The sequence below is a fragment of the Limosilactobacillus coleohominis genome (assembly GCF_016901675.1).
Taxonomy (GTDB): Bacteria; Bacillota; Bacilli; order Lactobacillales; family Lactobacillaceae; genus Limosilactobacillus; species Limosilactobacillus intestinavium.
Genome location: NZ_JACJKU010000006.1, coordinates 1 through 23,988 on the forward strand (window position 1 = coordinate 1; position 23,988 = coordinate 23,988).

Below are 23,988 nucleotides of genomic sequence, written 5' to 3' on the forward strand. Positions count from 1 at the left end.
GCCCATAAAGGTCCTTCTTTCTTGGATTAGTTTAGCGACACCATTAAAGACCTTTATGGGTTTTCTTGTCCACTTATTTAACTGTTAACTTAAATATTACAATCTACGAAATGCAAAAAGATGCGAGATTTTTGTAATTTCTCTTAATTTCTTATATACTTGGTCAAAACCACAACCAGGAATTAATGAACCAAAGAAATGTTTCTGGTAATTTTGGTAGTGGATACTCATTCGCCAAGTTCCGACATCTGTTACAAAATTAGTTTGATATTCAGGATCTAATACTATTGTTTCTATTTCATTAAAAAATTGTTGCATCTCCTTGAGAGAAACTTTTGCTACTTTTTTTCTCAGCAACGTTTTGTCACCATATCGGTAGCCTCTGAAAACAAAGTGACCATCTCGATATAAGGTAAGGATTTGTATGGTTTCATCATTGAATTCCGGTTCTGGGCCAAAACAAATATTTTCAGAATCTAATTTGATTTTATCGATTGTATTAGCCATTTTTTCTCCTTAAAAAATCAGTCATTAAGTAATGATTACAACGCATTATTATAGCGACTTGATACTTTTTCTGACTCGTAGATTCCAGCCTAACTTATCTGGCTTGGAATAATTTATTGCGATATTGATTCGCTAATCATAATCCCTATTTTCATATTGTTGCTTGATTTTATCGTGTAGATTCATAAACTTTTCACCTATTGCTTATCTGGAATTATGATACTCGTCAGGACCCAGCCCCATAGGCCATTGATGCCAGTGTATGGCTAACTGTTACCTTACATCCACATTGAGATAGTAATCGCTTAAATTCTCCAGTATGTTCCATATCGATAATTGTTAATTTCCCACCATGCCTAAGAACTCGAAATGCTTCATTCATTACTATTCATGCTTGTGGGATCCCAGCCAGCAGGCTTTTTGTTGTTTCTATGATAAAATGCTATTAGGTCGGAATTGATGGGTCGCTCCCACCATGAAAGACTTAGCAGTTAACGTGGCTACACACCCCTCAAATAATCTGAACTGTGGAGGTGGAAGTCATGTTAATTAGGAAAAGACTGGAGGAGTGGCAATTATTGCCGCCATAGTTATCGTGGCAATCGGCCAGCTAATTATTGACTGTGCCAAAGCCTATGCGATAATAAAAAAAGCTAACCATAACGGTTAGCTTAACTCCAGTCACCTGAACTGCGTTTGAGGGTAACGAGGCACCACTCGTTACTCTCTTTTCATTTACAATGATATCTGATCTATTTTAATTTTTCAACTTGTAACTAAAAGTACGCTATCAAAACTAATTCAGTCGTCAAACCAGTATCAAGGCAGTGACGCTTTAATTCGACAAATATGACTTGATTTGAATTTGATGAATTACTAGTTTGTCTTTTCAAAAATCACCATCTTTTAACGCTACCTAAAGTTAACGTCCAAAGATGGTGAAGTAATTAGAGTTAATATGTGAAAACTCGGGATATTTGGTACTTAGCTATTTTGGCTGGGTGCTTTTTAGTGTTCGGTGTTCATCGTCAAAACCAACATATCTTTTAACAGCAAACGATTTTCATAAATCGGCTGTTTATAATTTTTTGTGAAGAAGTCCTGCTTAATATCGGTCACCCTAAAGCCAAACTTTTGGTAAAGGTATAGTTGCTTAAAGCTGGTACTCCCCGTACCTATTTGTAATTGTTGATACTTGTGATTTTTGGAATATTGAATAGCAAAATACAACAAACGACTAGCAAAACCCTGATTCTCAAATCGAGGATCAACTGCAATATTTTTTATCTCTAAGCCACGTTCTGATACTGCCTCCAGCACAAGAATGGCGATTGGTCGGTCGTCTTTTTTAATATCAAAGACTTGACCCATCTGCAAATAATTCTGAACTAGATGTTTGCTTGGATATGCTAATAAGAGCAGTCGCCAATGCTCACTAGTAATCTTTTCTACTTTATTAATTTTGCTTTTTGCAACCATTGCTTAGCCTTCTTTACGTTCAACAACTGTAATGGTCTCCGCGGTTCGCCACTAACCAATCACTCGTCACGCTGTTCCTCGTTCTTGGGTGGCTATCGCGTGGAGTATCACTAGTACTTGAGCTTCGCCTTAGGCTCGCTCAAGTACTGTGACACTCTCAACATGCGTCGTCTGCGGGAATTGGTCCACCGGCTGAATCGGTTTTGTTACATGGTAACCCTGGTCCATAAAACGTTGAATATCGCGAACCAGTGTGGCCGGATTACAACTTACATAGATTACCTTTTCAGGCTTCATCTTACCAGTTGCTTCGATTAATTCTTCGCCCAACCCCTTCCGTGGTGGGTCCACAATCAAAACATCCGGTTTCAATCCTTCTTCCTGCCACTTTGCCATTTGTTCTTCAGCCTTACCAACTACAAATTCTGCATTTGCAATTCCATTATTTTTCGCGTTCATTTTGGCATCTTCAATCGCTGCCGGAACAATTTCTACACCATACACTTTTTTGGCGTGCTTAGCGACTGCCAAAGAAATCGTCCCAATACCGCAATATGCATCAATGACCGTTTGCGTACCATCTAATCCGGCATTTTGAATTGCCGTTTCGTAGAGACGTTCTGTTTGTTGAGGATTTACCTGGTAGAAAGACAATGGCGAAATTGTAAAGTTAATACCAAGTAGCTGATCATTAATTGTATCCTGACCCCACAAAGTATGGTTCACATCACCAAGAAGCTTGTTAGTTCGCTTACTATTAATATTCTGCACGATACTTTTAATCCCGGGTACCTTTGCGGATATTTCTTTAGTGATTTCTTCAACATGTGGGATTTTTTTAGTATTCGAAATCAAAACTACCATCACTTCATGGCTGTAATAACCACGACGAACCATGACCGTTCGAATACATCCGCGTCCAGTTTGCTCGTCATATGGTTGAATATGATACTGACGCAGTTGGTCACGCACAATTTTAATTGTTTGATCAATAACGGGATCCTGGATTAGAAAGTTTTCAATTGGAACTAAGTCATGACTGCCCCGTTTGTAAAAGCCGGTTTGCAATTGACCCTTAATCAGCTTAACAGGTACCTGCGCTTTGTTTCGATATTCATAAGGGTGTTCCATCCCCATTGTTGGTGCCACTTGAATATCATCCAAATGCGCTTTCTCTAGTAACTCTTGAATTTGATGACGCTTAAACTTAAGCTGAGCTGGATATTTTAAGTTCCCCAATGGAGCAATTCCAGTTTGTAGATACCGCTGATCCTTCATTTCAACCCGATCAGGACTCTTGGAAATTAATTTAACCATTTTGCCCCAAGCAAAGTTTCTGGTTACCTTGGTTACAACAATTTCGACTTCTTCACCTGGTAAAGTATTAGGTACGAAGATGGGATAGTGTTCGACTTTAATTACACCGTTCCCTTGATATGTCAGATCAACCACCTTACTGGTAATATGATCGTTTTTGTAAACTGGTGTTTTAACTTTCATTTTCTTCCTCCAGTGCGTTGTACGAAGAAGAGGTCGGAACCTGGTCCCGGCCTCTTTTTACTATTCTTTACCGATTTGATCGACACCACGCACAAAATCATCTTCTGCTTTTTTCATGTCCGGATCAATCGATGCAATTGCATTTTCTGGAATTGCACTCACATCCGCTACGATATCCAAATGTTGTTTTAATGCTTGGAAATGCATTGGTGCATCTCCACCATATTCACCATCAAGGTTAATCATAAGACGATCTTTAGTATCTAGGGGTGTAATTTGAACATCCTTTGCTTTGACATAAATCACGCGAGGATCATCAAGGTGAGTTCCCTTGAGAGCTTTTGCCATAAGCTGCATTAAGCCGACCATGTTACTGTCCTTCACGATGATCAGTGAAAACATCCCATCATTTAAAGCGGCATCTGGAACAATTTGTTCAAAGCCACCTACCGAGTTAGTAAGTGCCAGAAAGACTGTTGATGCCATTCCATCAAATTCCTGACCATCATACTTAATATTCATATGAACTGGCTTCACTTGCGGAAGCATTTCAGCACCCTTTGCAAAGTAAGCTAAATAACCAAATAATGATTTCATTTGAGTAGATACATCATAGGTTAATTCAGTTAATGTTCCACCAGCAGCAATATTCATAAAGTAGTTGTCGCCGGCCTTCCCCAAGTCAATTTTAAAATGGTTGTCTTTATTTAAAATCAACTTAGCTGCAGCAACCGGATCTTCCCGAGGAACATGTAATGCCCGTGCATAGTCATTAGTTGTTCCAGCAGGAATGATTGCTAATCGAGGGCGTTTTTCTAACCCTGCAATCCCATTAATGACTTCATTTAAAGTTCCATCACCACCAGCAGCTACTAATAGATCAAACCCCTCGTTTGCTGCTCGCGTTGCCTCATGCTTGGCGGAATCAGGTTCTGGAGTAGTCGCAAAAGCACTGGTTTCGTAGCCCGCCTGCTCGTAGATTGTTAAGATGTCAGCCAGGTCATCATGCATTGCTTCGCGACCGGCCACTGGGTTATAAATAATCCGTGCTCGTTTTCGCATCGCTGACCTCCTGATTATTGTGCATTCAATGACTTCATCAAAAGCTTGTTAACCACTTGTGGATTGGCCTTACCACGAGTTTGCTTCATGATTTGACCAACCAAGTAGCCGACAGCCCGATCTTTACCGTTCTTAAAGTCTTCAATTGATTGTTGGTTATTAGCCAAAATATCATCAATAATTGGTTGCAATTCTTTTGGATCGGATAATTGAACCAAACCATGTTCCTTCGCATAGGAAGCTGGTTCTTCACCCGCAATAATTCCCTTGAAGACTTTCTTTGCCATCTTAGAAGAAATTGTACCATCAGTGATTAACTTAACCATGCCGGCTAAGTGTTCTGGTGTCAACTTAGTATCTGGCAAGTCAACTTGTTCATCATTCAGGTAACTGTTAACGTCGTTCATTAAGTAGTTGGCAACCCGCTTAGCGTCTCCACCAGCCTTAACTGCCGCGTCAAAGAAGTCGGACATTTCCTTAGTCTGAGTTAAGACCATGGCGTCGTAATCAGACAAGCCTAAATCTTTGGTGTAACGTTCACGACGTTCGCCAGGCATTTCTGGCATTTCAGATTTAATTTCATTAATCCAATCATCAGAAACATCCAGAGGTGGAATATCTGGTTCTGGGAAGTAACGGTAGTCTTCGCTACCTTCCTTACTCCGCATGGAAACAGTTTCCTTAGTTGCTTCATCATAACGTCGGGTTTCCTGAGCAATTGTTCCCCCAGAAAGGATCACTTGCTGATGACGCTTTTCTTCGAATTCCAAAGCATTCTTAACATAATTGAAGGAGTTGATGTTCTTCATTTCTGTCTTAGTACCGAATTTATCAGAACCAAATGGACGGATGGAGATGTTAGTATCAACCCGCATGGAACCTTCTTCCATCTTAACGTCAGAAATCCCTGTAAATTGGATTCGTTGCCGTAGAGCTTCCAAATAAGCAACCGCTTCGTCAGCTGATGCAATGTCTGGCTTAGAAACAATTTCAATTAATGGTGTCCCTTGCCGGTTCAAGTCCACGTAGGAGTATTCACCCGTGTGCGTGTTCTTACCAGCATCTTCTTCGATGTGCATTTCTGCAATACCAATTTTCTTTTTCTTACCATTAACTTCAATTTCTACCCAACCATCGGTAGCAATTGGTGTTTCTGATTGAGTAATTTGATAAGCCTTAGGGTTGTCTGGATAGAAGTAGTTCTTACGATCAAAGTGCATGTGCTTAGTAATGTTAGCATGCAATGCTAATCCAGCCATGATACCATCACGAACTACTCCCTTGTTCAAGGTTGGCAGAGTTCCTGGGTAGGCCCAGTCAATCACGTTAGTGTTTAAATTTGGTTCCACACCGTATTGAACTGGTGATGGACTATAAATTTTAGAATTAGTCTTCAGTTCAACGTGAACTTCGAGTCCGATTGTCGTTTGAAAGTTCATCTTAGTTTTGACCTCCTAACTTAGCATTCTTCTTGTGGAAGTCGGTAGTTTGTTCAAAAACGTATCCAGCATCGTAAACAGTTTGTTCATCAAATGGTTTACCGATGATTTGCAAACCAACAGGCATCCCATCTTTCTTAGAAAATCCTGCTGGCAAGGACATAGCTGGTAATCCTGCCATGTTAACCGGAATGGTCAATGCATCGTTAAGGTACATCTTAGTTGGGTCAGTTACCTTATCACCAATCTTAAAGGCTGTTGAAGCATCCGTTGCACCTAAAATAACATCGTAGTCCTTAAAGACCTTGTTAAAGTCATCTGCAATCAACCGACGAACTTTAGCTGCTTTGTTAAAGTATGCATCGTAGAATCCGGCAGAAAGTGAGAAAGTTCCTAACATGATCCGCCGTTTAACTTCATCACCAAAGCCTTCTGTCCGGGTCCGCACATAAACATCGTCCAGGTTCTTAACGTCATCAGCACGGAAGCCATAACGAATTCCATCATAACGTTGTAAGTTAGATGAAGCCTCAGATGATGCCAAAATGTAGTAGGCTGAAACACCATATTTGGTATGTGGCAGAGAAACGGTATCCACAGTAGCACCTAATGATTCAAAATGTTTCAATGCTGCTTGAATAACTTCACGAACGTCATCATCAATGGCATCGCTAGTATATTCTTCAGGAACAGCAATCTTGAGTCCCTTAACGCTAGCTTTGTCTAGATTTGCAGCCCAGTTTGGTACTTCTTGATTAGCGGATGTCATATCATGCTTATCTAAACCACTAATTGCCTGCATTAAAATAGCGTTGTCTTTAACGTTGTTACTCAACCAACCAACTTGGTCAAAACTAGAACCAAAGGCAATGATTCCCCAACGAGAAACACGACCGTATGTTGGCTTCATTCCAACAATCCCGTTGAATGATGCTGGTTGACGAATTGAACCACCAGTATCAGTACCGAAGGCAGCCAAAACATCACCTGCAGCAACTGCAGCAGCTGAACCACCAGAAGAACCACCTGGAACCCGTGTTAAGTCCCAAGGATTCTTAGTCTTTTTAAAGCCAGAATTTTCAGTAGATGATCCCATGGCAAATTCATCCATGTTGGTTTTACCAACATTAATAAAGCCTGCTTGGTTCATCTTTTCAATCACGGTGGCATCATAAACCGGTGTGAAATTTCCTAAAATCTTAGAAGCTGCGGTTGTTCTTAGCCCCTTTGTGACAATGTTGTCCTTTACAGCCAAAGGAATACCTGCTAAGAGCTGATCTTCAGCAATACCATTTTTATCAATTTCAGCAGCCCGCTTTAACGCTGCTTCTTCATTCAAAGTTAGAAAGGCTTGAACATCATCATCTGTAGCTTTAATCTGCTTGAAGGATTCCTTAGTTAGATCTGTAGCACTAACTTCACCCTTAACTAATTGATTATGAAGGTCGGTAATATTAGTATCATTAAAATTCATTATTCGCCGTCCTCACTTTCATCAATAATTGCAGGAACCTTAATGAGTCCATCATGCGTTTCAGGTGCATTGGCTAGTAACTCATCACGTTGACCACTGCGGACCCCTTTATCTTCTCTCAGTACACTGTGTTCAGTAGTAGGACTGTACATTGGTTCAACACCATCTGTATCAACCTTCTGCAAGTCAGTAAATAAATCAATGATTTCCTCCAATTGTGGAGTAATCTTGTCAAGTGCCGCATCATCAAAAGACAACTTGGCGAGGTCAGCGACGTGCTTTACTTCTTGCCGATCAATTTTTTCAGCCATTCTCTTAACCTCTTTTCAAAATATTACACTAAACCATTTTATCACATGAATCGACCTTTGACCGCCCATCAAACCGCTTTTTAAAAAACAAAAAAAGATGCTTCTGAACGAGGCATCTTTTGGTGTTTATTAATATGAATTAAAGACATGTGATTGAAAGTTATCCGAACCTGAATTCCGGTAAACTACCGCTTGCATTTCGGAATCGGATTGAATCTTAATGTCAATTGGAATTCCGTGTGGTAAGTAACGTTTTGCGGCCCGAGCAATGTAAGCAGTAAAACTGGAAATTTCTGATTGACTATAGAATTGTGTAGTAATCGTAATGTGCATTCCAGACAAACTACCATTATGATACTGAGCTTGAGCAGTAACACCACTTAAGTTCGGGAAGAAGTTCTGAATCTGACTCTTGAAGTTTGAGAAGCTATCGTTGTCAGTTGAACTACCAGAATTTTGACTGGTTTCAGCATTAGCCTTTGGCAAAACAGTGTTCTTGTAGTTTAACTTATGCCAGGTGGAAACGGAACTACCACTATTCTTGCTGTAAGCAAAGAATGTTCCACCAACCAAACTATCATCTGGAGCTTGCTTGTATAGTGCGATAACAATTGGAATGTTCTTCAAATCTTTCCGTTGGCGAAGACGTTTTAAGACTTTATCAGCAGCAATCTTACCTTGCCGTTGAACTTCTTCATCGGAAATCTTTTTGGTGTATGAAGGTCCATCCGTCTTTTTATGATAATTGTATTCACTGTTAATACCAATACCAATGGTCATTCCTTTTAGTTTTAAGGAACTGCCACTTTCTGTCATATAATCCTGTTCTTCAATTTGTTGAATATACTCAGGATTAGGGTCACTCTTCTTACCTCGAGTGGGGTTTAACCCATTAGGATTACTCTTAGTTTTCCGTCCTAACCAACTTTCAATGGTATCAGTACTTAGGTATTGACCTTCTTGAAAAATATAGTTTTTAGTGGAAAAGACCCGTTTAGAGACATCCGTTAAACCACTTTCAAAACTCTTTAAATTGTATTGGTTATTATTTTGGTTAATATTTACACCACGGGCTTTACTAGTTTTGTAGTGGCCGCCCTTGATAACTCCTTGATAGGTTCCACCAGTTGAACCAGTTGTTGAATATCCCTTACTAGAGCTCTTACCACAGGAAGCCAATACAATAGTTGAAAGTAATAGCGTTCCCACAATTAGTAGTTTTTTAGCTTTCACGAGCTTATTGTTCCTCCTTCATTGCTTGACTCAGTTGTTGTTCATCCCATACTGGTACTCCTAACTGCTGAGCCTTTTGCAATTTACTACCGGCTTTTTCTCCTGCAATTAACAGGTTAGTCTTCTTAGAAACACTCCCTGTTACCTTTGCACCGTGTTCTTCCAGCCATTCCTTAGCTTCCGCACGGGTTAATGTTGATAATTTACCAGTTAAAACTACCCGTTGACCATTCCACTCACTATCACTGTCAACAGTTGAAGCAGACGTGTATTGCATATTAACTTGCACATCTTTTAATTCTTGAATCAACTGGTGAACCTGATCGTTAGCAAAATAAGTAGCGACGCTGTCACCAATTGTTGGTCCGATTGTATCTACTGCGGAAATTTCCTCGGCAGTAGCGTTCATGACAGCATCCAGCGAGCCAAAGTGTTCAGCGATTAAACGGGCAACTTTAGCACCAACATGACGGATTCCTAAACCGAATAATAAACGTTCGACTGAATTATGACGGCTATTATCGATTGATGTCAATAGGTTAGAGGCAGATTTAGCACCAAATTTATCTAAAGTTAATAATTGATCGTTATTGAGCCGGTACAAATCCGCAAAATCACGTACTAATTTCTTATCCCAAAGTTGTTCAATAATTTTTGGACCTAACCCATCAATATTCATTGCATTTCGTGATGCAAAGTGTGCTAATCCTTCCTTAATTTGTGCTGGGCACATTGGGTTAACACATCGTAAAGCGACCTCCCCATCTAAGTGGACTAATTCAGAGTCACACACTGGACAATGCGTAGGAATCTGATACTCTTCACTATCAGCCGGGCGTTTTCCCAGCACTACCCGAGAGATTTCAGGAATAATGTCACCAGCCTTATGTAAAAGAACGGTATCGCCAATCCGAATATCTTTTTCTTGAAGGTAATCAGGATTATGCAATGAAGCGCGACTTACCGTGGTCCCAGCCAATTGAACAGGATCCATTACGGCAGTTGGTGTTACATTTCCTGTCCGTCCAACAGTCCATACGATGTCTCTAACCACCGTTGCTTGTTCTTCAGGAGGAAACTTATAAGCAATCTCCCAGCGCGGTACTTTTACGGTATTGCCTAACTGTTGTTCAGTTGCTAAGTCATTAACTTTTTCTACAATACCATCAATGCCATATTCCAAATCATCACGTTTAGCAGTGTATTCATTAATGTATTCTGCTAACTCGTCTTCATTATGAACTGTCCGATTATTAGGATTAACATTAAACCCTAAATCACGCATCCGCTGCAATGCCGCTTCTTGAGTAGTAACCCCAATTTTTTCATATTCAGGAACATAGTACATAAAAGTAGCTAAATTCCGGCGAGCAGTGACTTGAGGATCAAGTTGACGCAAACTTCCAGCAGCGGCATTCCGTGGATTGGCAAAGACTGGTTGCCCATTAGTTTCCCGCTCTTCATTTAACTTCACAAAAGAAGCCTTTGGCATATAACATTCACCACGAAATTCCACAGACAGTGGTTCAGGCAATTGGTGAGGAATGTCCTTAATTGTCATTGCGTTAGCTGTCACATCTTCACCAATAACCCCATTACCACGGGTTGATGCCTGAACAAGGCGCCCGTTTTCATAAACCAGTGAAAGTGATAGTCCGTCAATTTTTAATTCTAAATCATACTCTAAATGAGTGGGATGGGATAAGCTATCTTGTTGGCGAAGATTAAAATCATGAAGTTCTTCAACAGAAAAGACATCACCCATGGATAACATTGGAATATCATGAGTAACTTTTGCTAATTGCGTATCCGTTTGCCCACCCACTCTTTGGGTTGGTGAATCAGGGGTCACTAATTCTGGAAATTGTGATTCTAAAGATACTAAGCGCTGATATTCACGATCATAAACGTAGTCTTCAACAGTAGGTTGATCTTGCTCGTAGTATTCTTTTCCCCATTGAATTAGTTGTTGGCGCAGTGGTCCAATGATTTTTTTAGCTTCTGCTAACGTTAATGGTTGATCTGCCATTTTATTCATCTACCTTTTCAATTGGTGCAAACGTTGCTAACAGTCTACGAACCCCTTCTTTAGGGAAGGCAATGTCTAATTCCATATCACTACCAGTACCGTTAACTGCAACGACAGTGCCAATGCCCCATTTCTTATGTTTAACTTTGTCACCAGCATTCCAAGATTGCTTATCAGCTCCTGTTCCAGGATTGGTCTTAGGTGCAACCCGTTTACCAGCCGAAGAATAAGAATGGTGTCCTGTTGAGCTGCGGTAAGTGGTGGCAGTTGCGGCTCGCTGATTATAACTACTGCGTCCACTCCCAAATGGTGTCCGCATGCTTTGATTATTATCGAAGTCCAATAGATCATCATTTATTTCATCAATAAATTCTGATTCAGGATTCCGTTGAATACGTCCGTATAGAACACGTGACATTGCGTTAGTAAGGAACAATTTCTTTTGAGCTCGCGTAATCCCTACGTATGCTAAACGACGTTCTTCTTCCTCTTCTTCTTCGTTATTCAATGCCCGTGCCATTGGGAAGATACTTTGTTCCATTCCAATTAAGAAGACAACTGGGAACTCTAGCCCCTTAGCAGCGTGCAAAGTCATTAAAGTAACCGTATTTTCTTGATCTTCAATATCATCTTGTGGGGAAACCAGTGCCAAATCAGTTAAGAACCGGGTTAATTTCTCTTGAGCGTTAGCAGCATCGTCAGCATTATTCTTATCAAATTCCTGCGTTACAGATTTAAATTCGTCCAAGTTATCTAATCTTGATTGAGCCTGTAAACTCTTCTCAGCTTCAGCTTCCAAAGCTTTCCGATAGCCAGTCTTATCTAAAATTAAATCTGTTAATTCGGTAATTGAGAGGGCATCCGCTTGTTCTTGAATTGCCATCATTTCTTGAGCAAAGCCATCAAATTTATTACGAACACTAGTTGAAATATCATTAGCCATCATAATATTTTGGGTAGCTGTTAATAATGAAGAATTGGTACTAGAAGCAAATTGACGTAACTTGTCAATACTAGTTGGACCAATCCCTCGCTTAGGGGTATTCACAACCCGTTCAAAACTCATGGAATCGTTGGGATTAGCAACTAAGGTTAAGTATGCCAGAATATCACGGATTTCTTTTCGATCGTAGAATTTATGGCCGCCAACCATTGTATATGGAACCGAACTCTTCAAAAATGTTTCTTCAATCACCCGTGATTGAGCATTGGTACGATACAAAACAGCAAAATCGCCATATTTATACCCATGTTCACGCATCTGCTCCTGAATCTTTTTAACGACGTAATAAGCTTCATCATGTTCACTTTGCGCACGGTAGTAAGAAATTTTATCTCCTTGACCGTTCTCAGTCCACAAATTCTTATCTTTCCGCTTTAAGTTATTGGCAATCACTTCATTAGCAGCATTCAAAATCGTTTGAGTGGAACGGTAGTTTTGTTCCAGCATAATCGTTTTGGCATCAGGATAATCTTTTTCAAAGTTCAAAATATTGTTCATGTTAGCTCCCCGCCAACCATAAATACTTTGATCTGCATCACCAACAACACAAAGATTATGATAACCATCAGCCAACATATGAACTAGCTCATATTGTGCATCATTGGTGTCCTGATATTCGTCAACATGAATGTATTGAAATTTATCTTGGTAATATTTCAAGGTTTCAGAATCAGTTTTGAACAATTGAATTGTCTTCATAATCAGATCATCAAAGTCGAGCGTCTGATTAGTTTCTAATTCACGTTGATAAACACGGTAGGTACGACCAACCATTTTACGGAAAGGATCCTGATATCGTTTTTCGTATTCATCAGGTGTTAGCATTGCATTTTTCGCATTAGAAATTGCACTTAATAGTTGCCGAGGATCAAACTTCTTGGTATCGATATTCAGTTCTTCACAAATCCGCTTCATCAACGTCCGCTGTTCACCAGGGTCTGCAATGGTAAATGCAGTGTTAAAACCTAATTTATCAATATCACGACGTAAAATACGAACACATAATGCGTGGAAAGTGGAAATCCAGATGTCATTAGCACTTTCACCAAGCAACTTGCCAATCCGTTCTTTCATTTCACGGGCGGCCTTATTAGTAAAAGTAATTGCTAGAATATGCCATGGTAAAACATTCTTTTCTTCAATCAAATATGCTACCCGATGGGTTAACACACGTGTCTTACCAGAACCTGCTCCTGCCATTACTAGGACCGGACCTTCAGTTGCGAGAACTGCCTCACGCTGTTTATCGTTCATTCCTGCCAGTGGTGATTCCATTGTCACGACATTCCATCCTCTCTTAAAATCAGTTACAGAATATTATACCAAACTTCCGTTTGAGTTAATGAGCAAAAGAAAGGAAAGCCGAAAATATTATTCGCCTTTCCTTTTTAGTTATTCAGTTGGATTGGTATCCTCATGTTCTGAATTCACCCATACTTCGGTATCATCAACTTGGTTTTGAATTTCTTCAACGGTAGTGTCTTTACCAGTTGCCCAAACGTATGCATAAACTTGATCACGTTCACTTTGATTTGGTTCAAAAAAGCTGAACTTCCAGTTGTCACGAATTAATGCTTGTCGTTCTAGCGCAGACAACTGTTCTTGACGACCAATCATAAAGATTGCTGGTTGAACTTCCTCAATAAAGTGTGCGGGACGCCCAGCAGAAATACGAACTTGTTGTTCATATTGACTAACATTAGCGCTTTCGGTAAAGATGTTAGCACTTGTGGACACTCCAGGCTCAAGGTCCTTCAGATACAAATTACCAGTGCTAGTAACATAAAAGTTTACTGAAATAATTCCTTTGTACCCTAGTTGATTACCAATTGAGTTAGCAATCCGTTTCATTTCCTCAAGCATGTCATCTGGAACAATTACTGGAGATTTTACGGCCTGCAAACGGTGGCCTTCTGCATACTGCAGTTCACTTAATGGGTATAAATGATTTCCTTCGTTATCAATGGCCATGGTCATGGCATATTCAGCAGTATGATCAATCCATGACTCCAGAAGATAAGTACCTGCCTTCATAAAGTCAGATGCACGGGCAATATCAGATTCCTTAGTAATCATTAGGGAGTCTTCACCAACACCACGTTGAATTGGCTTTAAAACAGCAGGATAACCGATAGAATCAATTGATTGATAAATATCATCTAAGCCAATTACAGTGACGTATGGTGCAACGTTGACGTTAATTTGATCTAGAAATGCTCGTTCCATCAAACGATCCTGCATTATTTCAAGTGGGTCTAGCCCTTGAGGAATGTTAGTATACTTGCTTAAGTATTTGATCACGATTGAATCAATAGAAGCAGTTTCATAAATTACGGCATCACAATTCTCACCAAATTCTGTTAACTTTTCCTTATCACGATAGTTACCAATGACTGTAAAATCCGCTAACTTAGTATTTTCAGGTTCAGCATGGTCTAGGTAAACACCAACATTTAACCCGGCCTCTTTGGCTGCCATAATTAGTTTCTTACCATTCCGGTCAATTCCCATAATACCTAGCGTATTTCCATGGTACAAAACATCCGTACTCATAATCGCACCCTCACTTCATTAATTAAATACCACGTGGCCATCATCGGTTAAGGCCTTTACCCGAGCTAATGAGTAAACTTCTACACCCTTATCACGCAGTTCCTTACCACCTGGCTGGAAACTCTTTTCAATTACAATTCCTGCTCCGGCAACTTCTACTCCCGCTTGATCAGCAATTTCCATCATTCCTTCAACTGCTTGACCATTTGCCAAAAAGTCATCAATTAGCAGAACTTTTTCACCCTTATCAACGTATTTCTTGGAAATTGAAATTCGATTAGTTGTATTCTTGGTGTAAGAATACACATCAGCAGTATACATGTTGTCATTGAGTGTTAAACTCTTATGCTTCCGTGCAAAGATAACTGGTAAATGCATTGCCAATCCAGTCATTACTGCAGGGGCAATCCCTGATGATTCCACAGTCCAGATCTTTGTAATTCCTTGATTTTGAAAATGCTTGGCAAATTCTTGACCAATTTTGTACATTAAATCTGTGTCAACTTGGTGGTTTAAAAATCCATCAACTTTTAAGACATTCCCTGGCAATACAGTTCCATACTTTTCAATTTTCTCTTTTAATTCTTGCATAATGATTCTCCTAATTATCGTACTTGTCTAAATTATAAGTCTTAATAACGTTAATCAGCTTACTTGCATAGTCAGGATCGGTTGCATAGTTAGCGTCTTGCAAAGCTTGCGCTGCTTCACGATAGTTTTGCGCTTTGATTACTTTTTCATAATTTTCTTGTTTATATTGTGTCCCATTTAACATTAATTGCGTATGATCCTTAATTGACGCTGACCAACTTGGGTACACTTTAAACCGATCTTTGATCACTATCCATTTACCCTTGGTATATTCTTTAGTGGTCATTAATTTTGAATTTGGCCCTGTTCCTTTAATACCAAATAAATTATGGTACTGGCTTGCTAATTTACTAGTCCCCCAGTTGGATTCCAAAATTGCCTGGGCCATGGTAATCGACGCTTTAATATGATACTGATTTTGCATTGCCTGAGCTTCTGGAGCAATGGCTTTGATAAATAACCGTTTCGAATTTTGCTGTTTTTCAATAATTTCTTGTTGTAAATGGCGTTGGTATAGATGATGTCCAATATACCCACCCATTAAGACTACTAAAATTACTAAAATTGTCGTGATCCATTTAGTTGAACTTGATCTTTTCTTTCGTCGTGACGTTGTCCTTCTCTTTCTTTTTCGTGCCACTACCTGTCGACTCCTTCAAACTATTTTCTAATGTAACAATTTTACCGCATTTTAGAACGCTTTTTAAATATTTTTCACAATAAAAAAGAGTATGACAAAGGTTTGGAGTGCCATACTCAAATATGAAAGAGATATTAAATTTTAGTGGAATTGCATACCGCCATCAACTTCTAGCGTTTGACCAGTAATGTAATCTGAGTCTGGTCCTGCAAGAAAGGCAACAGCATTAGCAACATCTTCAGGTTCAGACAAACGCTTTAAAGCAATGTCCTTAGCAAATGTTTGCATTCCCCATTCGTCGCTCTTACCGGCGTTTTGACCAACCTTGTGTGCAATATCATACATCATTGGTGTCTTAACAATTCCCGGAGCAAATGCGTTTACAGTAGTTCCTTCTTCAGCTAATTCACGAGCTACAACTTGAGTAATTCCTCGAATAGCAAACTTAGAACTTGAGTAAACAGTTAAGTTAGGGTTACCTACAACACCAGCTTGAGAAGTTGCGTTGATGATCTTACCAGGGTGACCTAACTTCTTAAATGCTTCATGAGCCGCTTGGATTCCCCAAATGGTTCCGTAAACATTAATTGTGTAAACATAATCTAAATCATCTTTAGTAACAGTATCAATTGGTGTGGTAGGGGCAACACCAGCATTGTTAACCATTACATTAAAGTCACCAAACTTGTCAATTGTTTGGTTAACAGCAGCAAATACTTCATCCCGCTTAGAAACATCCGCAGTAACTGGGAAGGCTTGGCCACCATCTTTTTCAATTTCTGCAGCAACTTTTTCTAAGCTATCCATATGACGAGCAACTAAGGCAACGGCAAAGCCATCTTTAGCCAAACGCTTGGCAATTGCCTCTCCGATACCTTGTCCAGCGCCAGTAACCAATGCAACTTTCTTTGCCATAATTATCTCTCCTTTGAAGTTTGTGAAATGTTTATCAAATATATTGAAATTATAACTAAAGTCCTTTTTGCTGTCAAATATTTGAAAAAATAAAAAAGGCATCAGCATCTGCTGATGTCTTTTTTGATTGAAACGATAATCGAAATTAACGCTTACTGAATTGAGCAGCCTTACGAGCCTTCTTAAGACCTGGCTTACGACGTTCCTTCATCCGTGGGTCACGAGTTAAGAGACCAGCCTTCTTTAAGGCATCACGGAAGTCAGGGTCGACTGCGAGTAAAGCACGAGCAATCCCATGACGGGTTGCACCAGCTTGGCCAGAGAAGCCACCACCATTAACGTTTACTAAAACATCATATTGACCTTCAGTTTGAGTAACTGCAAATGGTTGGTTGACAATGGCGCGTAAGTTAGCAAACGGAATGTAGTCTTCGATTGCTTTGCCGTTCATAGTAATCTTACCAGAACCTGGTACTAATCGGACACGTGCAGTAGAATCCTTACGACGTCCAGTACCGCTGTATTGTACTTGTTGAGCCAATTCCGTTCCCTCCTTAGATTAAGTTAGTAATGTCGAGTTTTTCAGGCTTTTGAGCTGCATGACTGTGGTCTTCACCAGCATAAACATGTAACTTCATACCCATCTTGCGACCAAGTGGGGTGTGTGGAAGCATACCCTTAATGGTTTGTTCAACCATCTTGGCAGGTTCCTTAGCACGGAAGTCACCGGCAGTCCGTTGCTTTAAACCACCTGGGTGGTTTGAGTGACGGTAGTAAATCTTCCGGCTAGCTTTTTTACCAGTTAACTTAACATCTGCTGCGTTGATAACAATGACATTGTCACCAGTATCAACATGAGGGGTGAACGTTGGCTTGTTCTTACCACGTAAGATAGAAGCTACAACTGATGCTACACGACCTAAAGAAACGTCTTTGGCATCAACGATGTACCACTTACGGTCAACTTCACCAGGTTTTGCCATGTATGTCGTTCTCACGATTAAGTCCTCCAATTTTTGTCTTTCTTTTACAATAAATTGTGTACCGAGTAATTTATGGAAAAGAAATACCAGCTACTAGTGTACTCGATTATCACTAGTCAGTCAATGATTTATTCCATGGAATTACTACCATAATCTACATTTACTAAGTATAAACCACTTGCCGGAGCAGTCATTCGAGCTTCTTGACGATCCTTTGCTGCGATTACCCGTGGAATATCGTCAACAGGTCGCTGACCACTCCCAATTTCCAACAATAGTGCTACCATAATTCGTACTTGATTGTATAAGAAGCCATTACCCACAAATTCAAAAATAATTTCATGGTCATGCTCTTCATAATAAACTTGTGCTTCATAAATTGTTCGCACATTGCTCTTGGCTTGAGATCCAGAGGCTACAAAGCTGGTAAAATCTTGAGTTCCTACCAAATCTTGTGCTGCCTGATTCATTTTTTCAATATTAACCGGATACTTATAATGGGCAGTATAGTTACGTTTAAAAGGATCCACAAACTCTCCTTGAGTCACTCGGTAGCGATAACGCTTTTTATGGGCATTATAGCGAGCATGAAAATCATGCGAAACAATTTCAGCTTTTTTGACGATGATGTCCAATGGAAGCTGACTATTTAAAGCCCGTACCATTGACTTTTCAGGAATATGGTATGGAAAGTCAAAATGTGCGACCTGATTTAACGCATGGACACCAGCATCAGTTCTTCCCGATCCAATAATTGAAATAGCAGGCTCAGGATTTTTTGCCATCCGATTAACGATTGTTTTTAAAGTTTGTTCAATTGTCCGTTTATGAGGTTGAATTTGAAAGCCAGAAAAGTTAGTGCCATCGTAAGCAAAAGTAATTTTATATCGAACCACACTGTCCTCCTAAAAAACAATTTTCAAAGCGAATAAGATGATTGAAATTAATACCACTAACAGTAGTGCATAAGTATCCCTTGATTGCCATGTCAATACACGATACTTAGTTCTTTCCCTATTTGGATCATATCCGCGCGCTTCCATAGCAATAGCCAGTTCCTCTGCACGTTTAAATGAGGACACAAACAAAGGAATCATCACCGGAACAAGCTTTTTAGCCCTTTGAAATAGATTTCCCTGTGAAAAGTCCATTCCACGTGCTCGTTGAGCATTCATAATCGTTTGAACTTCACTCATAATAGTTGGAATGAATCTTAAGGCAATGGATAACATCATTGCAATTTGGTTAACAGGCACCTTAATGTATTTCAACGGCTTCATTAGATGTTCGATGGCATCCGCCAACTGAAGTGTGGTAGTGGTGACTGTCAAAACGGTTGAAATCGTAATAATATACGCAAATCGTAAAATCAAATAAATTGACTGTACAATTCCGGCAGAAGTAATACTCAAAAAATGCCACTGCCAATAAGTATGACCACCCGCAGAAAAGAATAATTGCACTAAAGCTGTAACAATAATTACCCACATTAAAGTCTTTATTCCGGACCAATACATTTTGGTAGAAACTTTACTTAGACGCATAAAAATTAATAATACTAATCCCAGCCAAATATTGGTTAAAACACTATTTGCAAAAAAAACTAAGATTACATACCAAAAACAAACCATGAATTTCAAACGAGGATCTAGTCGGTGAATAATGGAGTTAGTTGGAACATAAATTCCAAAAATGACTTTATTTCCCATAACCTGTCATTCCCTTCTTCACCTTGATAATCTCCTCAGCTAATTCATCGACATTCATAGGCAACTTAGTTATGTGAACCCCTTGTTCTTGAAGTTTCTGAGCAAAGCGAACTGTTTGAGGAGCTACTAATCCAATCTTTTGTAAACGGGACTGATCATCAAATAGTTCATGTGGTGAACCATTAAAAGCAACCTGTCCATGACTTAATGCAACCACTTGATCCGCATATTCAGCAACTTGTTCCATTTGGTGTGTAATCAAGATAATAGTTTTACCTTCTTCGTGAAGTTGTTGAACCAATTGCATTAACTCTTTACGGCCATTTGGGTCTAACCCAGCAGTAGGCTCATCCAAAATTAAGATCTTAGGATCCATTGCCAAGACACCGGCAATCGCAACTCTACGCATTTGCCCACCAGATAGTTCAAAAGGTGATCGTTCATATAAGTTCGTCGGAAAACTTAGTCGTTCTAACGCCTCTTTAGCATTTCTTCTAGCAGCGTTTTCACTCATTCCTAGGTTTAAGGGACCAAACATGACGTCTTGAATAACTGAATCTGCAAAAAGCTGTGACTCAGGGAATTGAAATACAAAGCCAACGTGATTGCGTAACTGAGCAAAATCCTCCTTGGAGGAATTAGGTGTTACCTTCACTTTACCAACAGTAATAGAGCCATTGGTAGGTATTAGTAAACCATCAACAAGTTGCATCAGTGTTGACTTACCGCTCCCAGTATGTCCGATTACTGCAGTAATGGTTTCACCCTGAATGGTTAAATTAATATTACTTAAGGCCTGGTACGCAAATGCAGTTTCCGGACTATATATATAACTTAAATCTTCAATTTTTATTGCTGGCTCAACCATTGAATCATTTGCTCCTCGTCTAGGTATACTTCTGGGGAAGGGATCCCCTTTGCCTTTAGTTTTGCCTTTAGTTGTTCTGTAAAAGGCAATCCAAGATTATAACGATTCATTAAATCGTGATTAGTTAAAATGTCAGTAGTCTTTCCGCTTGCCATAATTTTGCCATGATCAAGGATAACAACATTATCACCTGCCACAGCCTCAGCAGGATCATGAGAGATAGCGATAATAGTAAAACCCTTTTCAACTTTCAGCTTTTTTAGTAATTGAATTATATTCAAGCGAGCTTGAGGATCTAGCATGCTGGTAGCTTCATCAAAAATTAAAATTTTGGGACGCAAACTTAAAATACCAGCAATTGCAACCCGTTGTTTTTGACCACCGGATAATTGAGCTGGCTCCTTTTTGGCAAATTCTAGCATATTGACATCATTCAAAGCCTGCTTAATCCTAAATTGCATTTTATCCCTTGGAACTTGATGGTTTTCTAATCCAAATGCAACATCATCCTCAACTGTTGTACCGACAAACTGGTTTTCAGGATTCTGAAAAACAAACCCTATTTTTTGATGAACATCACCCACATGCTCAGCATCTACTGGAACTCCATCCACAATGATTTCACCGGCACTAGTTGGAATTAATTCGTCAATTAATCTTGCTAAAGTGCTTTTTCCACTTCCATTATGACCAATAATTGTTGTCCATTCTTTTGTAGGAAACGAAACTGTAATATCGTTCAATGTCGGTTCATTGCTACCAGGATAAGTATAGGAAACACCTTTAACTTCCACGATTGCCATATACTTCTCCTCCATTTATAAACTCAATTATCATTTTACCAAAAGTAAGCACTGCTAGCACTAAAAGGAATAAAAATATTATTGTATACAAAAAAATCACTTACAATTGAGGCGCGTGATTAAATCACATTCAAGCTAGACTAAGGAATAATTCCCATCATCATAACGCTTTATACCATCAATCGTAGTGATTCTTTATTACGATTATTTAACTAATTTTGAACTAAACAAGTTCCAAAATTACCATCTTGGCACCATCACCACGACGTGGCATGGTCTTCAAAATACGTGTGTAACCACCATTACGGTCAGCGTACTTTGGACCAAGTTCTTCAAATAAGTTTTGAAGAGCTGATTGTACCTTAATGTCATCGCCATCTTCCTTAACGTCAGCAACTACATTACGAACAAATGCAGCAGCTTTACGACGTGAAGCAAGGTCACCCCGCTTAGCGAGAGTGATCATTTGATCCATGGTCTTACGAACTTCCTTAGCCTTAGGTTCAGTAGTCTTAATTGAACCATTAACGATTAAATCAGTAGTTAAGTCACGTAATAAAGCTTTACGTTGTGAACTAGTACGTCCTAATTTACGGTAACTCATGAAGTGCTCCCTCCTTTAGTCTTTAAATTAATTAATCTTCTTGACGAAAGCCGACACCAAGATCGTTCAACTTAATCTTGATTTCATCTAATGACTTTTGTCCAAGATTACGAACCTTCATCATATCAGCCTCAGTTCTCTCTGTTAAATCTTTAACAGTTTGAATGTCTGCCCGCTTAAGACAGTTGTATGAACGAACTGATAGATCAAGTTCTTCAATTGTTTTGTCAAGTACCTTTTCTTGGTGTGATTCTTCCCGTTCAACCATCACTTGGGCACTTTGTGCTTCTTCAGTCAAGTTAACAAACATCGTTAAGTGTGACGTCAGAATCTTTGCGGCAAGACTAACTGCTTCAGTTGGTGTTAAAGAACCATTAGTCCAAACATCAAGAGTCAACTTGTCGTAGTCATTGTTTTGACCAACCCGAGTATTTTCAACGGTGTAGTTTACACGTTCGATTGGGGTATAGATGGAATCAATTGGTAATACACCAATTGCTAAGTCCATCCGTGCCTTATTATCATCAGCAGAGGAGTATCCACGACCCTTATCAGCAGTCATTTGAATGTGCAATTCTGCACCATCAGCGACTGTAGCAATGTGGAGATCTGGATTCAAAATAGTAACGTCACCGTCACCTTGAATGTCCCCGGCTGTTACTTCAGCAGGACCTTTGACGTCCAATTCCAAATTCTTTGCATCCTCAGAATCAATCCGTAAGGAAACTTTCTTAAGATTCAAAATAATCTGGGTAACATCTTCAGTAACCCCTTCAACAGTACTAAATTCATGCAATACTCCATCAATGTTAATGCTGGTAATTGCAGCACCTGGTAATGAGGCAAGCATAACACGCCGAAGTGAGTTACCAAGAGTGGTCCCATAACCACGTTCTAGTGGTTCAACAACAAACTTACCGTAGTTATCGGTTTCCTCAACTTTGTGAATGTTTGGTTTTTCAAATTCGATCATTCTACTCTAGTACCCCTTTCAAAACGTGGATCGTATTTACCAAAAAGGCATCTGGCTGACTGAAACATCGCCGTTGATGCTCTCATTAAACACGACGACGCTTTGGAGGACGAGAACCGTTATGTGGTACAGGAGTTACATCTCGAATAGCTGTAACTTCAAGACCAGTTGCTTGAAGAGCACGGATAGCTGATTCACGACCAGAACCTGGACCCTTAACTTCAACTTCAACGGTCTTCATGCCATGTTCCATTGCTTGCTTAGCAGCAGCTTCTGAAGCCATTTGAGCAGCAAATGGAGTAGACTTACGACTTCCTTTAAAGCCTAAGACACCAGCTGACGACCAGGCAACTGCGTTACCTTGTACGTCAGTAATCATAATCAAAGTGTTGTTAAATGTTGAGTGAATATGTGCAACACCAGTTTCAACATTCTTTTTCGCACGACGCTTACGCGATTTCTTGACTACCATAGATTAACAAACCTCCTTTTCTAATTATTTCTTCTTGTTAGCAATTGCAACTGCCTTACCCTTACGAGTACGTGCATTGTTCTTAGTGTGTTGACCACGAACAGGTAAACCACGACGATGACGCATTCCACGGTAAGAACCAATTTCTTGTAGACGCTTGATGTTCAAGGATACTTCACGACGAAGATCACCTTCAACTTTGATGTTTTCTACTTGTGCACGAATTTTTTCTTCTTGATCTGGAGTTAAATCACGAACACGTACATCTTCAGAAACACCTGCATCAGCCAAAATCTTTTGAGCAGTTGAGTTACCAATCCCATAAATGTATGTTAAGCCGATTACGATTCGCTTATCACGAGGTAAATCGACACCAGCAATACGAGCCATTATTACACCTCCGTTTCTTTAATAAATTACTTACCTTGACGTTGCTTGTGCTTAGGGTTAGAGCAAATAACCATAACCCGACCACGACGCTTAACGATCTTGCAGTTATCACACATCTTTTTAACTGATGGTCGTACTTTCATTATAAAATCCTCCTCTAGTGTAGACTAAGACTTATTTAAACCGGAAAGTAATCCGACCCTTAGTCAGATCATAAGGGGACATCTCCACTTTAACCCGATCTCCAGGTAAAATCTTAATATAGTGCATACGGATCTTACCAGAAACATGAGCTAAAATTTCAACACCGTTTTCCAGTTGAACTTTAAACATTGCATTAGGCAAAGTTTCAGTAACTTTACCTTCAACTTCGATTACATCAGCTTTTGCCACTGAATGGTTCCTCCTTGCCGGACTCAAAATTACGTAAAAAGGTGGGTGCATTATTGC

27 protein-coding genes are annotated in these 23,988 nt (G+C 39.6%); all 27 read right to left on the reverse strand.

The annotated features are described in order from the left end of the window. Positions 1–96: 96 nt before the first annotated feature. Entirely contained in the window at positions 97–507 is a 411-nt protein-coding gene (locus H5975_RS01065; protein WP_204784527.1) for a hypothetical protein, read from the reverse strand. 226 nt (positions 508–733) lie between these two features. After that, positions 734–889 carry a hypothetical protein gene (locus H5975_RS01070; protein WP_204784528.1) on the reverse strand — a complete coding sequence of 52 codons (156 nt, stop codon included), beginning with the start codon at positions 887–889 and terminating at the stop codon, positions 734–736. 626 nt (positions 890–1,515) lie between these two features. Then, the gene (locus tag H5975_RS01075) at positions 1,516–1,986 is read right to left on the reverse strand and encodes a GNAT family N-acetyltransferase (protein ID WP_204784529.1); all 471 of its coding nucleotides are present in this window, start codon (positions 1,984–1,986) and stop codon (positions 1,516–1,518) included. A gap of 129 nt (positions 1,987–2,115) precedes the next feature. After that, positions 2,116–3,486: a 23S rRNA (uracil(1939)-C(5))-methyltransferase RlmD gene (rlmD, locus tag H5975_RS01080; RefSeq protein WP_204784530.1), complete on the reverse strand. Its 1,371-nt coding sequence runs from the start codon at positions 3,484–3,486 to the stop codon at positions 2,116–2,118. Between the two features lie 60 nt (positions 3,487–3,546). Next, entirely contained in the window at positions 3,547–4,548 is a 1,002-nt protein-coding gene (locus tag H5975_RS01085) for a diacylglycerol kinase (protein ID WP_204784531.1), read from the reverse strand. A gap of 14 nt (positions 4,549–4,562) precedes the next feature. Continuing rightward, entirely contained in the window at positions 4,563–5,987 is a 1,425-nt protein-coding gene (gatB, locus tag H5975_RS01090) for an Asp-tRNA(Asn)/Glu-tRNA(Gln) amidotransferase subunit GatB (protein ID WP_204784532.1), read from the reverse strand. Position 5,988: 1 nt separating this feature from the next. After that, a complete protein-coding gene (gene gatA, locus H5975_RS01095; protein WP_204784533.1) occupies positions 5,989–7,461 on the reverse strand; it encodes an Asp-tRNA(Asn)/Glu-tRNA(Gln) amidotransferase subunit GatA in 1,473 nt (490 codons plus the stop codon). Continuing rightward, on the reverse strand, positions 7,461–7,772 hold the full coding sequence (gatC, locus tag H5975_RS01100) for an Asp-tRNA(Asn)/Glu-tRNA(Gln) amidotransferase subunit GatC (protein WP_178659999.1): 312 nt from the start codon (positions 7,770–7,772) through the stop codon (positions 7,461–7,463). Before gatC ends, gatA begins: the two co-directional genes overlap by 1 nt. Positions 7,773–7,901: 129 nt before the next feature. Then, positions 7,902–9,005, reverse strand: a complete 1,104-nt coding sequence (locus tag H5975_RS01105; RefSeq protein WP_178660001.1) for a CamS family sex pheromone protein — start codon at positions 9,003–9,005, stop codon at positions 7,902–7,904. 4 nt (positions 9,006–9,009) lie between these two features. Next, positions 9,010–11,034, reverse strand: a complete 2,025-nt coding sequence (ligA, locus tag H5975_RS01110; protein WP_204784534.1) for an NAD-dependent DNA ligase LigA — start codon at positions 11,032–11,034, stop codon at positions 9,010–9,012. 1 nt (position 11,035) lies between these two features. Beyond that, the gene (gene pcrA, locus H5975_RS01115) at positions 11,036–13,312 is read right to left on the reverse strand and encodes a DNA helicase PcrA (protein WP_204784556.1); all 2,277 of its coding nucleotides are present in this window, start codon (positions 13,310–13,312) and stop codon (positions 11,036–11,038) included. A gap of 117 nt (positions 13,313–13,429) precedes the next feature. Next, positions 13,430–14,590: an ATP-grasp domain-containing protein gene (locus H5975_RS01120; RefSeq protein WP_204784535.1), complete on the reverse strand. Its 1,161-nt coding sequence runs from the start codon at positions 14,588–14,590 to the stop codon at positions 13,430–13,432. An 18-nt stretch (positions 14,591–14,608) separates the two neighbouring features. Further along, the gene (locus H5975_RS01125; protein WP_204784536.1) at positions 14,609–15,181 is read right to left on the reverse strand and encodes a xanthine phosphoribosyltransferase; all 573 of its coding nucleotides are present in this window, start codon (positions 15,179–15,181) and stop codon (positions 14,609–14,611) included. Positions 15,182–15,191: 10 nt separating this feature from the next. Beyond that, positions 15,192–15,821, reverse strand: coding sequence for a glycoside hydrolase family 73 protein (locus tag H5975_RS01130; protein WP_178660009.1), 630 nt, complete (start codon positions 15,819–15,821; stop codon positions 15,192–15,194). Between the two features lie 141 nt (positions 15,822–15,962). Further along, positions 15,963–16,736, reverse strand: a complete 774-nt coding sequence (locus H5975_RS01135) for a (S)-acetoin forming diacetyl reductase (RefSeq protein WP_178660011.1) — start codon at positions 16,734–16,736, stop codon at positions 15,963–15,965. 145 nt (positions 16,737–16,881) lie between these two features. Beyond that, on the reverse strand, positions 16,882–17,277 hold the full coding sequence (rpsI, locus tag H5975_RS01140) for a 30S ribosomal protein S9 (protein ID WP_006916646.1): 396 nt from the start codon (positions 17,275–17,277) through the stop codon (positions 16,882–16,884). A gap of 13 nt (positions 17,278–17,290) precedes the next feature. Further along, entirely contained in the window at positions 17,291–17,734 is a 444-nt protein-coding gene (rplM, locus tag H5975_RS01145) for a 50S ribosomal protein L13 (protein ID WP_178660013.1), read from the reverse strand. 113 nt (positions 17,735–17,847) lie between these two features. Further along, a complete protein-coding gene (truA, locus tag H5975_RS01150) occupies positions 17,848–18,615 on the reverse strand; it encodes a tRNA pseudouridine(38-40) synthase TruA (RefSeq protein WP_204784537.1) in 768 nt (255 codons plus the stop codon). Positions 18,616–18,624: 9 nt separating this feature from the next. Then, positions 18,625–19,428 carry an energy-coupling factor transporter transmembrane component T family protein gene (locus H5975_RS01155; RefSeq protein ID WP_204784538.1) on the reverse strand — a complete coding sequence of 268 codons (804 nt, stop codon included), beginning with the start codon at positions 19,426–19,428 and terminating at the stop codon, positions 18,625–18,627. Beyond that, on the reverse strand, positions 19,418–20,296 hold the full coding sequence (locus H5975_RS01160) for an energy-coupling factor transporter ATPase (protein ID WP_204784539.1): 879 nt from the start codon (positions 20,294–20,296) through the stop codon (positions 19,418–19,420). Before H5975_RS01160 ends, H5975_RS01155 begins: the two co-directional genes overlap by 11 nt. Beyond that, the gene (locus H5975_RS01165) at positions 20,278–21,099 is read right to left on the reverse strand and encodes an energy-coupling factor transporter ATPase (protein ID WP_204784540.1); all 822 of its coding nucleotides are present in this window, start codon (positions 21,097–21,099) and stop codon (positions 20,278–20,280) included. The genes H5975_RS01160 and H5975_RS01165 overlap by 19 nt, the downstream gene beginning before the upstream one ends. Positions 21,100–21,322: 223 nt before the next feature. Continuing rightward, on the reverse strand, positions 21,323–21,703 hold the full coding sequence (gene rplQ, locus H5975_RS01170) for a 50S ribosomal protein L17 (protein WP_204784541.1): 381 nt from the start codon (positions 21,701–21,703) through the stop codon (positions 21,323–21,325). 31 nt (positions 21,704–21,734) lie between these two features. Then, a complete protein-coding gene (locus H5975_RS01175; protein WP_204784542.1) occupies positions 21,735–22,676 on the reverse strand; it encodes a DNA-directed RNA polymerase subunit alpha in 942 nt (313 codons plus the stop codon). Between the two features lie 85 nt (positions 22,677–22,761). After that, complete coding sequence (gene rpsK / locus H5975_RS01180) at positions 22,762–23,148, reverse strand: 30S ribosomal protein S11 (protein WP_204784543.1); 387 nt, start codon at positions 23,146–23,148, stop codon at positions 22,762–22,764. A gap of 24 nt (positions 23,149–23,172) precedes the next feature. Then, positions 23,173–23,538: a 30S ribosomal protein S13 gene (rpsM, locus tag H5975_RS01185; RefSeq protein WP_178660029.1), complete on the reverse strand. Its 366-nt coding sequence runs from the start codon at positions 23,536–23,538 to the stop codon at positions 23,173–23,175. Between the two features lie 26 nt (positions 23,539–23,564). Further along, on the reverse strand, positions 23,565–23,681 hold the full coding sequence (gene rpmJ, locus H5975_RS01190) for a 50S ribosomal protein L36 (protein ID WP_006916637.1): 117 nt from the start codon (positions 23,679–23,681) through the stop codon (positions 23,565–23,567). A gap of 31 nt (positions 23,682–23,712) precedes the next feature. Next, positions 23,713–23,931 carry a translation initiation factor IF-1 gene (gene infA, locus H5975_RS01195; RefSeq protein WP_006916636.1) on the reverse strand — a complete coding sequence of 73 codons (219 nt, stop codon included), beginning with the start codon at positions 23,929–23,931 and terminating at the stop codon, positions 23,713–23,715. Between the last annotated feature and the right edge of the window lie 57 nt (positions 23,932–23,988).